Origin of the sequence: Microcystis wesenbergii FACHB-1317 (assembly GCF_014696875.1) — a bacterium.
Classification (GTDB): Bacteria; Cyanobacteriota; Cyanobacteriia; order Cyanobacteriales; family Microcystaceae; genus Microcystis; species Microcystis wesenbergii_A.
Genome location: NZ_JACJQV010000184.1, coordinates 1 through 14,917 on the forward strand (window position 1 = coordinate 1; position 14,917 = coordinate 14,917).

The window sequence follows — 14,917 nt, forward strand, 5'->3', positions numbered from 1 at the left end:
TAACTGATAACTGATAACTGATAACTGATAACTGATAACTGATAACTGATAACTGATAACTGATAACTGATAACTGATAACTGATAACTGATAACTGATAACTGATAACTGATTCAGTAAACCCTACTTAAAAGACATTTTTGATTGCCTCGGCGAGTTTTTGACTAATTAAATCGTTACCGTCTCCACTGAGATGAATATTATCGCGATAGAGGGAATCAGGATGGGGATGTGCCTGAAAAATGGGCAGAAAATCTAGATAAAAAATCTGCTGGTTGCTGGTGAAATCTGCTAGTCTTTGACGGGCTTTTAATTCATAATCTCGCCCCTGTTTTTGAGCTTCGCGAATGAGGGGGGTAATAGCGATAATTAAACGGGATTGATTAGCCTGAGCAAGGGCTTGAATTTGGGCAAGAGCGGTTAAATTATTGCCTACTCGATCGCCCCCTTCTTGCACCGGTGGTAGGGGAGGATAACGCTTAAAATATCGATCGTATAATTCGATTAAAGCTAAAGCTGGCCGGCGATCGGGATAATTAATTTCTCGTCCCACCACCGCCGAACTAGGAGCTAAAGCGAACAGATCATCGGTGTTCATTAATAACACAATCACCTGAGATTCAAAGGAGCCGAAACGTCGCAGATAGGCCAATTGATTGCGCGGTCCCCACGAATTAGCCGAAGCATTGAGAACTTGCACCGAACCTCTCAGATTTTGGCCTAAATTTTTGGTGATTAAAGCAGCAATGGTCTCTTTTTGATCTGTCCACCAGGAGCCATTAGCGATCGAATCACCGATTAACATGATTCTCGTCGTCTCTGGAGGCCGTTGGGGTGTAATCGGATCGCTGCGCATCGAATACTGATTAACGGCGATAAAATTGGAAAACCGGCGCGTTTGTTGATTAGGAGCCAAAAGATAGCCAATTTCGGCATCAGCTTTGTAAATAAGCGGATTACCGAACCCGAAGACAATTCTTAAAATAGCCTCAAGGAGAAGGCCAAGGGCGAAAAGAACGCCTAGAATGATTAAAGACAGCCGAATGATACCAATTTCTAATAACACGGATAGATGAGAGTTCGCTAACTTATGATCCGAAAGTGTCTCATACTTTATCCATCTCATGAAAAGGAGTTAAAAGCAATGTCAGACTTAAATCGTGGCATCATGAAATTCGAGGGAGCCGATAAACCGGCAGTAGTGGCGATATCGTCGATTATCGTTATCGGTAGTATTATTGCTCTGATTCTTTGGGCAATGAAAGTCGCCTACATCTAGTTAACTAAGTGGGTGGGTGGAATTAAATATAAGATGAACGTAGGTTGGGTTGAAGCATGAAACCCAACGCCCGCTCATGTTACGCTACCGCTAACCCATCCTACAAATAATTGTGCCTCCCTACTTAGAATAATTTCCCTCACTTTTTGGCATCACTCGGTTTAAATTTCTGGCCATCACGATCTCACCTCTTGTCCCCTTGAGCCTGTAGGATAGGGTCAAGGGAGAAATTGCTAGTTCCCTCTATTGCGCTTGCTAGTCACACTCGACTCGAAACAGATCATCGATGAGCAGATCAACTTCTGTTTTAACAGAACTGTTGCAGTTACTCCCCCAATGGCGATCGCAGATGTACTTCAAAGCATCCCTGACCGCGCTATCCCACGCCATGGAGGATCAGGTTTTAGCGGAAGACGATCAACCGTTAGTGATTGCCAGTTTTCAGCGTGAGCGCTTTTATCGTCAAGAGGCCCATCGCTATCGACGCATTGCCCACAAAAGCGGGCAAGTTTATGTTTTGTCGGCCCCAGAAACCGATTTTAAGCATAGTTCCGACATTTACGAGACGATCGCTTTTCAACCAGAGGACAGTTTAGCCCAAGAATGGCATCTAGTGGTTATCGGTGGCCATTATGCTAGTTGTTTAATCTGTCGGGAACGAACCCATCTGACAGCAGAGGGGGAAAATGGGGCAGCTATGGATAATAATCGCCGTTTTGAGGGGATTTGGACGAGCGATCGCCATGTAAGTCAACAGGCCGCCCAAATTCTTTTAAATCATATTCTCGATTATCGTCCTGAACTGGCGGACAAAATTAGACGCGCTCAAGAAGAATACCTGATCTGTGAACTGACGGACAGGGATCATCAAGAGGAACCGGATCCCTTTGTCCAGCGATTGGTCACTTATTTGCAAGCGGGACAGTATAAACTGCTGAAAGCCAATCGTTCCCTGGCATCGAAAGAACACAAAGAAAGACTGATCAACTCGGTGACAGCGGCGATCCGTCGTTCCCTCGATCCAGAAGATATCCTCCAGGTGGCAGTGCGGAAATTGGGCGAGGGATTAGGGGTCTGTCGCTGCGTGGTCTATCGTTGTAAGGAAGCCGACATTAACGCCACCATCGAACACGAATTTTTAAACCCTGGCATTACTTCCATCAAAGGACAAAAATGGCCCCTGAAAAATAACCCTCTTTTTCAGGAAGTGCTGGAATTGAGAGAATCCCTAAAAATCGAAGACGCTATTCACGATCCCCGTCTCCCCGGGGATTCCATTCAAAATCTGGTGCGGGAATGTTCCATCTATTCCTGGTTATTAGTACCGATTTTTTACCAAAGTCGTCTCTTGGGAATGTTGGAACTGCATCACTGTGGACCCTATACCACCACTTGGAAAAGCGAGGATGTCGCCCTTGTGGACGCGGTGGCCACTCAAATCGGAGTCGCTCTCATTCAAGCAGAAGCCTACGCTAATTTACAGGATTTAAATGAACAATTAGCCGCCCTCGATCGCACTCGTTCTAATTTAGTCGCCATTACCGGCCACGAATTACGCACCCCCCTGTCCACCATTCAAGTCTGTCTAGAAAGTTTGGCCTCGGAACCGGATATGCCGGCGGAAATGCGCCAAATTATGCTTGATACTGCTCTGAAAGATGCGGAACGAATGCGTAAATTAATCCAAGATTTTTTAACTCTTTCTCGGTTAGAAAGTGGCCGGGTTAATTGGAATCCCGAAGCTTTATCTTTATCGGAATGTGTGGAATTAGCCATCAGTCACGTTCACTCCCGCAATCTCGACAACGAAAATCCAAAAATTAGCAATCTTGTCCCCCCTAATCTGCCCTTTGTTTTAGCCGATGGCGAGTGGTTAGTGGAATTACTCTCCAAACTTCTCGATAATGCCTGTAAGTTTACCGGTCGCGAGGGAAATGTCTCGATCGAAGTCGCTTCGGGAAAACCAAAAACTCTAGAAGTAACCATTTCTGACACCGGACGCGGGATCGAACCCAATCGTTTAGAACAGGTTTTCGATCGCTTTTACCAAGAGGAAGGGGCCCTGCGACGCAGTGCTGGGGGAACCGGTTTAGGACTGGCTATCTGTCGTCAGATCGTTAATGGTTGGGGCGGCGAAATTTGGGCAGAATCTAGGGGCAAAAATCACGGCAGTCAGTTTCATTTTACTATTCCAATATTTAAAGATAAAACTAATGATAATCCCCCAAATACCGCTCCGAAAAAATCTTCCCGTCGTCCTGCCAGTAAACGTAAATAGCGGCCAGTTGCCCGTTTAGTTTTGGCTCTTTACTCGTGACTTCCTATTCCGTTTCTTCATCAAAAACTAAACAAAAAAGCATTAAAAAAGAAGCATCCAATCCCCAGGATATATAATAAACTTAAAAGAGTAATCAATTAGTCGTTTTTAGGTGAAAAAATTATGGGACGTGCCAAGAGAGTGGTTTTAGCTTATTCCGGAGGAGTCGATACTTCCGTCTGTATTCCCTATCTCAAACAGGAATGGGGAGTAGAAGAAGTGATTACCCTAGCCGCCGATTTAGGACAGGGAGACGAATTAGGACCAATTCAAGAAAAGGCTCTGCGCTGCGGAGCGATCGAATCCTTAGTAGTCAATGCTCAGGAAGAATTCGTCAAAGAATACGCTTTTCCCTCAATTCAAGCTAATGCTCTCTACGAAAATCGTTATCCCCTTTCTACCGCCCTGGCTCGTCCTTTAATCGCTAAATTATTAGTAGAGGCCGCCGAGAAATACGGGGCCGATGCCGTCGCTCACGGTTGCACCGGCAAAGGTAACGATCAAGTGCGTTTTGATGTGGGCATTATGGCCCTCAATCCTAGTTTAAAAGTTCTCGCTCCCGCCAGGGAATGGGGCATGAGTCGGGAAGAAACCATCGCCTACGGGGAAAAATTCGGGATCGAGTCTCCTGTGAAAAAATCCTCGCCTTTTAGTATCGATCGTAACCTGTTGGGGCGCAGTATTGAAGCCGGTCCTTTGGAAGATCCGATGACGGAACCCCCGGAAGAAATCTATTTAATGACCAAAGCGATCGCCGATACTCCCAACGAGCCGGAATACGTCGATATTGGTTTTAATCAGGGAATTCCCGTCAGTTTAAACGGAGAAAATCTCGCTCCCGTCACGCTCATTAGTCAATTAAATGACCTAGTGGGTAAACACGGTGTTGGTCGGTTAGATATGATCGAAAACCGGGTAGTGGGAATTAAATCGCGAGAAATTTATGAGGCCCCAGCTTTATTAGTTTTAATTGATGCTCACCGGGACTTAGAAAGTTTAACTTTAACTGGAGATGTTACCCAATATAAACGGGGAATTGAAGATACCTACGGACAGTTAATTTATAAAGGATTGTGGTACAGTCCCTTAAAGGAAGCGATCGATGCTTTTATCCTCAAAACCCAAGAACAGGTAACGGGATCGGTGCGAGTCAAACTGTTTAAAGGTAACGCTAAAGTGGTCGGTCGTCAGTCAGTCAATTCTATCTATTCTCCCGATTTAGCTACCTACGGGGCCGAGGATCAATTTGATCATAAAGCTGCCGAAGGTTTCATCTATGTTTGGGGATTACCCAGCAAGGTTTGGGCCGAAAAAACTAGAGGGAAGTAATCAACAATTCTCCCCTAAGTAAGTGGGTGTTAATTCAGATCCCCCCAGCGATCAACACCCCCCTTATCAAGGGGGGCAGGGGGGATCAACACCCCCCTTATCAAGGGGGGCAGGGGGGATCAACACCCCCCTTATTAAGGTAGGGTTGATTCATGAATCAATCCCCAAGGTAGGGTTAATTCATGAATTAACCCTACTATGGGGGCAGGGGGGATCAGCACCCTTATAAAATTAAATATAAAGATGTTGAATTTTTGCTGATTTAGCAGCAGAAAGACCTCTGGCTGCTGAAAGAAATGGACGTAAAATTGTTGTGGAAATCAAAAGCTTTTTAATACTAAATCTGAGTAACGCACAGAAAACGGGTTTCTCCGAGAAACCCGTTTTCTACTCATGCACTCATGCAAAAAGGGGAATAAATAATCAGTCTTTAATAACCAGATTTAGTATAAGTCCCTAGCTTTAGGACAGTATATTTTATATCGAAATTTAATCAGTCTTCCTGTGAGTTAAGTTATCGGTAAATCTTGCCTCGAAATCTGAGGTTGATAAAAGAAGCTTAAAGGAGCTATTCTGTTACTTTTGAACCAGTTTATCCCTATGGGTAACAAGAATTTGAGCTATAATCATAATATCTCTATAACCCCACATAAAAAAGGCTTATGGCCATTTCAATTACTTTAACCCTACCTGATGAGATTTTTAATCTAGCTCAATCCTTAGCCCATTCAATTAACCGTGATCTTAATGATATATTAGTAGAAGCGATCGCTTTTTCTATTAGTCCCAATTATCAAGGCGAAAAAATCTCATCCCTAAATTCATTATCAGATGAAGAAATTATCAAATTAACTCAATTACAAATGGCATCAGAACAGGATCAAAGATTAAGCGAGTTGCTCAATCAACAACAAGAGGGGGATTTATCAACCTTTGAAAATAGGGAACTTTGGTCATTGATGCAAATTTATCAAATAAACTTGTTAAAGAAGGCACAAGGATTAAATGAAGCGGTTAAAAGAGGATTAATTTCACCATTAGAAGCATGAATCCTAGCCCTATTCCCGACTATATTAAAGATAAAATTCGCCAACAAGCTAATACTAAATCTGGTTATTAAAAACTGATTATTTATTCCCCCTTTTGCATGAGGTTCTCTCCTTTATAAGTAGCCTATACTCAACGGATTTAGTATAATTGCTGATTGTCGGTATTCCTGCAAATGTAAGATGCACCAGGTCAATTTATTGCGGGGGAACCTAGGAGCGAAGGTGATCATTTCGGTCAAAGAAACTAAGTAGAGGTAGAACCTCGCTTATCTGCATTCCAAGCTATAACCTTACAACGAGTCAAAAATATTTATATAACCCAAAACTATTTTAAATATAAAAATCAATAAAAAATTATGATTAAATAACCCTTGACTTCCCCCCCCCTTGTGATAGCTTGTGTTGCATGATATTGGCGCAAAACTAGCGTTAAATATGACCATATTTCTGTCCTATTATGGCCATCAAATCCATGAAAAAATTACTGACAATTTTAACCCCCTTGACTCTGATGGGGTTAGCTGGGGTTACTCCTGCTCAAGCGGCAATAGTAGCTGGTTGGAACTCATTTCCTGCTTCTACGGCAATCTATCCCAAAGCGGCGGATACTGTAGGTGCGAATATAACCAGCACTGGGTTAAACACCGCCGGGATAACTCGGGTTTTCAATACTGTTTCCTTCCGTTTGGGTGGTCTTCCTAACCCATGGAATACAACTAGCACTGTTAATACCAACCAATACGTGGAATTTGCCGTGCAACCAGCTGCAGGTTTTCAAGTCGATTTTACTAACTTGCAACTCAATGCGTCGCGGAATAATCCGGGCGTTCTAGATTTAGTCTTGCGCTCTAGTGTTGATGGGTTCACCAATAATTTAGGGACACAAGTTAGCCTAACAAATAGCTTTAATACCTACAGCTTTGATCTAAGCAGTTTAGCACCCCAAACCGGCCCGGTACAGTTCCGTCTCTATGGACTGAATGCTTCTGGACCTGGTGTCTTGTTCATTGCTAATAACTCCACTAATGTTGCCGGGGGTGGGTTTGTGGCTCTTAATGGGGATATTACTCCTACTGGTGGCGGTGCTGTATCAACCCCCGAACCTAGTGGTATAGTGAGTTTAATCGCTGTTGGTGCGTTGGGTGCCGCTTCCCTTCGTCGTCGGGGATAAATTATCCTTGGCAGGGGCAACTACAGAGGGGTTGCCCCGAAATGCTATCATCAATTTTAGATTTGATCACCAGTTAATCAACATTATGTCATACAAAGATATTATTACCATAGAACCGGGAAAAAGGAGCGGAAAACCTTGCATTAGAGGAATGAGAATTACTGTTTATGATGTTCTCTCCTATCTGGCTTCGGGAATGACTTATGAGGAAATTTTAGAAGATTTTCCTTACTTAACCAAGGCGGATATTTTAGCCTGTTTGAGTTATGCCGCCGAGCGTGAACGTCAAACCATTTTAGTTAACTAATGAAGTTACTTTTTGATCACAATTTATCACCTCGTTTAGTTAGTCTATTAGTTGATATTTATCCCGATTCTAATCATCTTTACTTGCTGGGATTAGACCAAGAATCTGATTATTATGTCTGGGAAATCGCTAAAATACAAGACTATATTATTGTCACTAAAGATTCTGATTTTAATGAATTACTAATTTTTAAAGGTTTTCCGCATAAAGTAATTTGGATTCGTTTGGGAAATTGCTCTACTAAAACTATAGAATCATTATTAAGAGATAACTACGAAGCTATTTTATCTTTTGAGCAAGATCAAAATCTTGGTATCATCGCTTTATCCTAATCCTTTGAGAGCAGAGCAAGTGTTCGCTTGTTTACATTCCTGTGGGGAGGGTTATTGCGCGGCACTATAGGAGCGAAGGAAATAATTAGGGTTTGCGGCAAAAAGTTTCAACGCCTATCCTTAGAATTGGGAAGGGGGGATCATTTGAATTAAACTAAATTTTATCATCAACAAAAATTAAAGGGGTAAATATTGTATTATATTGATAAATTCTTCACTTTTTCCCAGTTTGGCAATTAATTCTAAATCTCTAATACAGTCCCCAATAGATACCATTAATTGATGACCGTAAACAACCCCTATAAATTCAATTCCTTCTGTTTGACGACGACTGGCTTCTATTAAAAAATCGCTATCTTGGGTAAAAATCACTCTTTCTATTGTGGTTGCTCGATCTAAAATAATGGGATCAGCAATACCAGAATAGCCATCTTCTTGAACTGTCAAGACATCAACACCTCGCAGACGCAACCCTGTAGTAATTGCGCCGTGTACATTTTCATCCATATAAAGTTTGAGATTCACTACTTTATTGCCTGTGCTTTAAGTCGGGTAACAAAGGGAGAATCTCCGGCTTTTTCTCGCATTTTTTGGGCAAATTCTAAATCAGCTTGGATAGCTTGATCTAATTCATCTCTATGTTCCCAATAGTAAGCTAATGCTGAGTGAATTTGACTCATACTTAAATCACGATGGTTAATGTGAATTTCTGCTGGAGTCCAACCGTAGGCTATTTGTGCCATAACTAGATCAATCACTTTCAGGGTAGAACCCGCAATTATTGGTACTCCCCGATGATCAATTGAAATATGTTTATAGTCTGTGAGATTTGTTGTCATGTAGAGAGGGTTAAGCTAAAACACATTTATAATTATACTAAGTACCTAGGCAAAATCAATTACACATATCTAACCACCTCTTACCTCTTGCATGAGTGCCTATCTTGACTAGGAAATTTATTTTACACGACTACTTACCTCATTGCCGCAAATTCTTGGGACAAGTGACTGAAGCTATTTGTCTATACCCAATATAAAAAACGGTCTCCCTAAACCAGTTGCCAAAATCGCCGCCATGGACAGTCAATTACTCGATAAACTCGGACAATTACAAAACCTCTTAAAAACCAGCGAAAAAGCTCTGATTGCCTATTCTGGGGGCGTGGATAGTACCCTAGTGGCAAAAGTGGCCTATGATCTGCTAGGGAGTCAAGCATTGGCAATTACGGCGGTTTCCCCTTCCCTACTGCCGGAAGAATTGCAAGAAGCGATCGCTCAAGCCGATTATATCGGTATTCGGCATGAATTGGTGGAAACCGAGGAAATGAATAACCCCAATTACACCAGTAATCCCGTTAATCGCTGTTATTTCTGCAAAAGTGAGCTACACGACACCCTTAAACCTCTAGCTCTCGCTCGTGGTTATTCCTACGTCATTGATGGCGTTAATGCTGATGATTTAAGGGATTATCGTCCCGGGATTCAAGCAGCTAGGGAGCGCGGCGCTCGTTCACCTTTGGCCGAAATTGCTATCACAAAAAGCGAAGTTCGTCAACTATCTCGTTACTTAAATTTACCTTGGTGGGATAAACCGGCGCAACCCTGTTTAAGTTCCCGTTTTCCCTACGGGGAGGAAATTAGCCTGGAGAAATTGCAAAGAGTCGGACGGGCGGAGATTTATCTGCGAAAATTAGGTTATCGTCAATTACGGGTGCGATCGAGCGGCGATACGGCACGGATTGAATTACCGGCAGCGGAAATTCCCGACTTTATTAATCGGACAAATTTAAGCGAATTAGTCGCTGATCTGCAAAAATTAGGCTTTATCTATGTCACCCTCGATCTAGAAGGTTATCAAAGCGGCAAGCTTAATCGAGTCCTCTAGTTCAGTGATCAGTGATCAGTAAACAGTAATCAGTGGACTGAAAACTCAAATCTGCTCTAACAGCGTTGGGTTTCATGCTTCAACCCAACCTACGTTCTGCTCTAACAGTTATCTTAATGATGAGGTACGAAGCTTTCGTTTTGGGGAGTTGGTCGTCAATACCAAATTCGGTTATACTTCATCTTGACGAGAAAGGCTGTAACGGATAACTGGTCACTGATAACTGGTCACTGATAACTGATAGATGAACCTTTTTCTGGGGTTCCTAAGTCTTTACCCCTAAACCCCCAATTCCCAAGGCGAGGATAGATGAGTCAACTACAAAATGCCTTTACCCTATTCCTGAGCCTGTTGGTGGAAGCGATGCCTTTCTTACTGCTAGGGGTGATTCTCTCTAGTATTCTTTTAATATTTGTCGATGAACGTCGCCTAGTTGCCTTGATGCCTCGCAATGCTGTTTTAGGAGCATTTGTGGGGGGATGTATTGGGTTTTTGTTCCCCGTCTGCGAGTGTGGCAATGTGCCAGTGGCGCGACGTTTACTTGTGCAAGGAATGCCGAATGCAGTAGCGGTTAGTTTTCTCTTAGCAGCGCCGACAATTAACCCGATTGTTATCTGGTCCACTTGGGTAGCTTTTCGCGATCAACCGGAAATTGTTTTCTATCGAGTTATCTTTTCTTTGTTCATCGCTACGGTTATCGGTATTATCTTTAGTATCCAAAAAGATCCGCGACCACTCCTCCAAACCTCTTTGGCAAAAAGTCTCAATTGGCAACCGCAAACACCAGAAAAAGAATCTATCCCACTACTACTACAATCCGGTTCTTTTCTGATCGGTAATTCTGGGCAAACTTTGCGCTTAGATGAAAGTTTTGCCGCTACTGCTGTCCTACCAGCAGTGCAAGCTATCCCGATGAAAAGGCGCTGGTTAACTTTTGTGGAAAACGTGGTGATGGAATTACGCGAATTAGGAGGAGTGTTAATCTTAGGAAGTGCTATAGCGGCCGGTTTACAGGTGTTTGTTCCCCGGGAATTTGTTCTTAATTTGGGTCAGGATCCGATTACTTCGATCTTGGCCATGATGCTGTTAGCGGTCATTGTTTCGATTTGTTCCACGGTTGATTCTTTTTTTGCTCTCTCCTTTGCCTCTAGTTTTACCAGTAGTTCCCTGCTGGCTTTTCTAGTGTTCGGTCCAATGATTGACCTGAAAGGGATTGGTTTAATGTTGTCTATTTTTAAACCGAGAATGTTAATTTATCTCTTTGCTTTAGCAGCGCAAATGACTTTTTTACTCACCTTGGCTCACAGTTATTTATTTTAGGTCAGTCCCTAGATAGTTTTTCCCATGAATTCATCACGTCTAAAAATAATCGCTCCCCAATTTATCGATATTATTGCCCTCATCGGTTGGGGGTCGTTACTATTTAAATACTGGATAACTGGACAATTAAATTTACTGATCCATCCTAATTATTTTATTCTGGTTCTCATCACCAGTATGGCTTTATTTGTTCTGGGAATAGTCAAGCTTTGGACATTATTAAAACAGTGGCAAAAAAAGATTAATTTAGATAGTAACGATAATCGATCGCATATTACCATTCTTCCTCAACATTTTGGCTCAGGTTTATTAGTAATCACTGCCCTTTTAGGCCTATTTATCGCCCCGCAGCCCCTCAGCAGTCAAATCGCATTACAGAGGGGAATTAGTGAATCTTTACCCCTAACTCGCGTGCAAACTCAATCCTTTGGCACTACCGTTAAACCAGAGGAAAAAAGTTTAATTGAATGGGTAAGAACTTTGAATGCTTACCCCGAACCTGATGCTTACACGGGACAACCGGTAAAAGTCACAGGTTTTGTGGTGCAATTGCCCCAATTACCCGATAATTATTTATTAATTAGTCGCTTTATCCTTACCTGTTGTGCCGTGGATGCTTATCCCGTGGGTTTGCCGGTGAAACTATCAGGAAGTCGCGGTCAATATCCCAATGACACTTGGTTAGAAATCACCGGAGAAATGGCCACGGAATCTTTACCCGTAGAGGTGGGAAAATCAACCACCAGAAGACAATTAGTAATTAAGGCTAAATCCGTGAAATCTATACCCACTCCTGTGGATCCCTACGGATATTAACAGTTATCAGTTATCAGTTATCAGTTATCAGTTATCAGTGAGCAGTTATCAGTTAAGTAGGTGGGTGGAATTAAATATAAGATGAACGTAGGTTGGGTTGAAGCATGAAACCCAACGCCCGATCATGTTACGCTACCGTTAACCCATCCTACAAATAATTGTGCCTCCCTACTTATCAGTTATCAGTTATCAGTTGTTGTTACTAACCATCTACTATAATGATCAAGACCTTACAACTACAACCGATTGATAAATTAGCGATAACATTAATTCTATCGCTAACCTTAGTAATTGGCGGTTTAATTTGGTTAGGTAATAGCTGTGGTAATCAATGTCTTTTACAAACTGGTCCAAGGGTCAAGGAATTTAGCTGGGAAAATCGAGAAATTGGCTCGGAAGATCAAGCATTTATTATCACTTTTGATCGCCCTATGGATCATGCTAGTGTAGAAAAAAATCTAGTTATCGATCCTCCGCTGCCGGGGAAGTTTAGTTGGGCCGGAAGACGATTAGCTTATACCCTCACTTCTCCCATTCCCTACGGAGAAAAATATCATCTGCAAATTGAAGGTGCGCGGGAACAATTTCGCAGCGGTAATCGATTAGGACAAACCCTGGCAATCTTTGAAAGAGAATTTAAAAGTCGGGATCGTGCTTTTGCCTATATTGGCACTAATGGGGAAGAACAGGGAAGATTAATTTTTTATAACCTGACCGAGGAGAAGAAAACCCTCTTAACCCCCGCAAATTTGACCGTTATGGCTTTTGAATTCTATCCTGATGGTAAAAAAATCCTCTTTTCGGCCGTGGCGAAAAATCAGGGGATACAGGGAATTCGTGAGCTACAGCTTTACCAAGTTGATTTTGACCAATCTTCCCCAAAAATTGAGTTAGTGCTAGACAATAAAGATTATCAAAATAATCATTTTGATTTAGCTAAAGATGGGGAAACCATTGTCGTGCAGAGAATTGAGCGCCGCAATCCGATTAACTTCGATTTATGGGCAGTTAAATCGGGGGAAAAACCCAAACAATTAAACATTCAAGGTGGAGAATTTTTGATTGCACCTGATAGTAAAACTTTGGCTGTCACCCAGGGGGAAGGAATCGCCCTTTTGCCTTTAAAAACCGAAACAAAACCCCTAGATTTTTTACCAAAATTTGGGCGAATTTTGAATTTTTCTGCTGATGGTACGGCTGCGGCAATGGTGAATTTTAATACTGATAATGCTAAAATGCGTTATATTCGATCGCTTTTTTATGTCAATAATCAAGGATTACAAAAACGCTTACTCAATCTACAAGGTTCGATTATAGATTGTCAATTTAATGCCACTGGTAGTGATTTGTATTGTTTGTTAACCGAGTTAGTTACTAACAGTCAAGAGTACAAAGAAAAACCCTATTTTGCTAAAATAGATGTGAAGACCGGTCAAGTGACTCCCCTACTGGAATTAGCCGATTATCGTGATATTCACATTAGTTTATCTCCCGATGGTTTGGCAATTATTTTTGATCAACTTCGCACCAGTTATGATACTAATCCGACTAATCCCCTAACTACCGATTCAGGAGAAACAATTATCGGTGGTCGTTTGTGGATGTTAATTCCTCCCCTACAAGATGGAGTAAAAGCAAGTAAATCTGATTTAATTGAATTACCTCTAGCGGGAATTCGTCCCCAGTGGATGCCATAGAATTTAATTATTAACTAGGGAATTATTTCGATGCTGTCAAACTCAGAAAAATTAGCCAAATTGCGTCAGTATTTTGCTAGTGGTGCCACTCATTCCTATCAATTCCGTCGTCAGCAGTTAGAGAAGTTAAAACAGGCAATCATTAAATATGAAGCAGAGATATATCAAGCTTTATATAGGGATTTAAAGAAAAGTCCCGAAGATTGTTGGATTACTGAAAATGGTTTCCTTTTGGTGGAAATTAATAACGCTTTAAAAAATTTGCGCTCATGGATGCAACCCAAACCTGTTAAAACTAATCTCTTAAATTTCCCTTCCTCTAGTCAAATTATTCGGGAACCTTTAGGAGTGGTTTTAATTATTGGTGCTTGGAATTATCCCCTCCAATTGTTATTAGTGCCTTTAGTTGGTGCCATTGCTGCTGGTAACTGTGCGGTATTAAAACCGAGTGAATTTGCCTCAGCGACGGAAAAATTAGTAATTAAAATAATTCAAGAAATATTCCCCGAAGAATATGTGTTAATTGTACCCGGAGATGGTGCGGAAGTAATTCCGAATATGTTAGACAGTTTCACCTTTGATCATATATTTTTTACTGGCAGTACCAGGGTAGGAAAAATTATTTATCAACTAGCGGCAGAAAAGTTAATTCCTGTTACTCTAGAATTAGGGGGAAAAAGTCCCTGTGTTATCGAAGCTGATGCTAATATTTCCGTGGCAACCCGTCGCATTGCCGTGACAAAATTCTCTAATTGTGGTCAAATGTGTATCGCTGCTGATTATGTTTTGGTACACCAATCCCAGCAGGAGAATTTGATCAGAGAATTAGCCAACAGTATTATTAATTTTTTCGGTGAAGATGCCAGATTAAGTGCTGATTATGGTAAGATAATTAATGAGAAACAATTTGATCGCCTGATTGACTTTCTCCAAGATGGTGAGATTGTTTTTGGAGGCAAAACCGATCGAGAAAATTTATATATTCAACCAACTTTATTAACTAATGTTTCCCTCGATGCTCCTATTATGCAAGGGGAAATATTCGGTCCAATTTTACCGATCATTGCCTTTAGCACTTTTGAGGAAGCTTTAGCAATTATTGCTAAAAACCCTAACCCTCTAGCTTTTTATCTGTTTACTACCAAGGCAAAGACCGAAAAGAAATGGTTAGAATCAGTCCAGTTTGGGGGAGGTTGTATTAACAACAATAGTTTTCATTTTACTAATCCTAGTTTACCCTTTGGTGGTCGAGGAAATAGCGGTATTGGTAGCTACCATGGTCGTTTTTCTTTTGAGAATTTTAGTCACCAAAAAGCGATTATGAAAACACCTCTTTGGTTCAATCCCGCTTTAAAATATCCGCCTTTTAAGGGTAAATTAAACTTATTTAAGTTATTGGTTCGCTAAAAAGCTATA

At 41.5% G+C, this 14,917-nt stretch carries 16 protein-coding genes; 13 read left to right on the plus strand and 3 right to left on the minus strand.

Annotation, left to right across the window (positions count from 1 at the left end):
• Positions 1-127: 127 nt before the first annotated feature.
• Positions 128-1,066 carry an SGNH/GDSL hydrolase family protein gene (locus H6F92_RS17850; RefSeq protein ID WP_190358934.1) on the minus strand — a complete coding sequence of 313 codons (939 nt, stop codon included), beginning with the start codon at positions 1,064-1,066 and terminating at the stop codon, positions 128-130.
• A gap of 78 nt (positions 1,067-1,144) precedes the next feature.
• Between H6F92_RS17850 and H6F92_RS26590 the strand changes: the two genes are divergently transcribed.
• The 8 genes from H6F92_RS26590 (at position 1,145) to H6F92_RS17885 (ending at position 7,784) form a co-directional block, all read left to right on the plus strand.
• On the plus strand, positions 1,145-1,279 hold the full coding sequence (locus H6F92_RS26590; RefSeq protein WP_002736350.1) for a hypothetical protein: 135 nt from the start codon (positions 1,145-1,147) through the stop codon (positions 1,277-1,279).
• Between the two features lie 286 nt (positions 1,280-1,565).
• Positions 1,566-3,557, plus strand: coding sequence for a DICT sensory domain-containing protein (locus H6F92_RS17855; protein WP_190358935.1), 1,992 nt, complete (start codon positions 1,566-1,568; stop codon positions 3,555-3,557).
• Positions 3,558-3,719: 162 nt separating this feature from the next.
• Positions 3,720-4,925 (plus strand): argininosuccinate synthase, encoded by a 1,206-nt coding sequence (locus H6F92_RS17860; RefSeq protein ID WP_190358936.1) that lies wholly within the window; start codon positions 3,720-3,722, stop codon positions 4,923-4,925.
• 280 nt (positions 4,926-5,205) lie between these two features.
• Positions 5,206-5,385 carry a hypothetical protein gene (locus H6F92_RS26200; RefSeq protein WP_242030184.1) on the plus strand — a complete coding sequence of 60 codons (180 nt, stop codon included), beginning with the start codon at positions 5,206-5,208 and terminating at the stop codon, positions 5,383-5,385.
• 202 nt (positions 5,386-5,587) lie between these two features.
• Complete coding sequence (locus tag H6F92_RS17870) at positions 5,588-5,974, plus strand: hypothetical protein (protein ID WP_002776525.1); 387 nt, start codon at positions 5,588-5,590, stop codon at positions 5,972-5,974.
• Positions 5,975-6,446: 472 nt separating this feature from the next.
• Positions 6,447-7,145, plus strand: coding sequence for a PEP-CTERM sorting domain-containing protein (locus H6F92_RS17875; RefSeq protein WP_190358966.1), 699 nt, complete (start codon positions 6,447-6,449; stop codon positions 7,143-7,145).
• Between the two features lie 85 nt (positions 7,146-7,230).
• Positions 7,231-7,452, plus strand: a complete 222-nt coding sequence (locus H6F92_RS17880) for a DUF433 domain-containing protein (RefSeq protein ID WP_002750124.1) — start codon at positions 7,231-7,233, stop codon at positions 7,450-7,452.
• Positions 7,452-7,784 (plus strand): DUF5615 family PIN-like protein, encoded by a 333-nt coding sequence (locus tag H6F92_RS17885; protein WP_190358937.1) that lies wholly within the window; start codon positions 7,452-7,454, stop codon positions 7,782-7,784. Before H6F92_RS17880 ends, H6F92_RS17885 begins: the two co-directional genes overlap by 1 nt.
• 177 nt (positions 7,785-7,961) lie before the next feature.
• Here the strand turns inward: H6F92_RS17885 and H6F92_RS17890 are convergent, their stop codons facing one another.
• Complete coding sequence (locus H6F92_RS17890; protein ID WP_061431156.1) at positions 7,962-8,309, minus strand: DUF5615 family PIN-like protein; 348 nt, start codon at positions 8,307-8,309, stop codon at positions 7,962-7,964.
• Entirely contained in the window at positions 8,309-8,623 is a 315-nt protein-coding gene (locus tag H6F92_RS17895; RefSeq protein ID WP_079205490.1) for a DUF433 domain-containing protein, read from the minus strand. The genes H6F92_RS17890 and H6F92_RS17895 overlap by 1 nt, the downstream gene beginning before the upstream one ends.
• Positions 8,624-8,858: 235 nt before the next feature.
• Here H6F92_RS17895 and larE point away from each other — a divergent pair, with 235 nt between their 5' ends.
• The 5 genes from larE to H6F92_RS17920 all read left to right on the plus strand — a co-directional run bounded on the left by larE (position 8,859) and on the right by H6F92_RS17920 (position 14,908).
• Entirely contained in the window at positions 8,859-9,668 is an 810-nt protein-coding gene (larE, locus tag H6F92_RS17900) for an ATP-dependent sacrificial sulfur transferase LarE (protein WP_190358967.1), read from the plus strand.
• 309 nt (positions 9,669-9,977) lie between these two features.
• Positions 9,978-10,988 carry a permease gene (locus tag H6F92_RS17905; protein ID WP_002760364.1) on the plus strand — a complete coding sequence of 337 codons (1,011 nt, stop codon included), beginning with the start codon at positions 9,978-9,980 and terminating at the stop codon, positions 10,986-10,988.
• A gap of 24 nt (positions 10,989-11,012) precedes the next feature.
• Positions 11,013-11,804, plus strand: a complete 792-nt coding sequence (locus tag H6F92_RS17910) for a TIGR03943 family putative permease subunit (protein WP_190358938.1) — start codon at positions 11,013-11,015, stop codon at positions 11,802-11,804.
• A gap of 218 nt (positions 11,805-12,022) precedes the next feature.
• Positions 12,023-13,501 carry a hypothetical protein gene (locus tag H6F92_RS17915; RefSeq protein ID WP_190358939.1) on the plus strand — a complete coding sequence of 493 codons (1,479 nt, stop codon included), beginning with the start codon at positions 12,023-12,025 and terminating at the stop codon, positions 13,499-13,501.
• Positions 13,502-13,531: 30 nt separating this feature from the next.
• Positions 13,532-14,908, plus strand: a complete 1,377-nt coding sequence (locus tag H6F92_RS17920) for an aldehyde dehydrogenase (protein WP_190358940.1) — start codon at positions 13,532-13,534, stop codon at positions 14,906-14,908.
• Positions 14,909-14,917 lie beyond the last annotated feature (9 nt).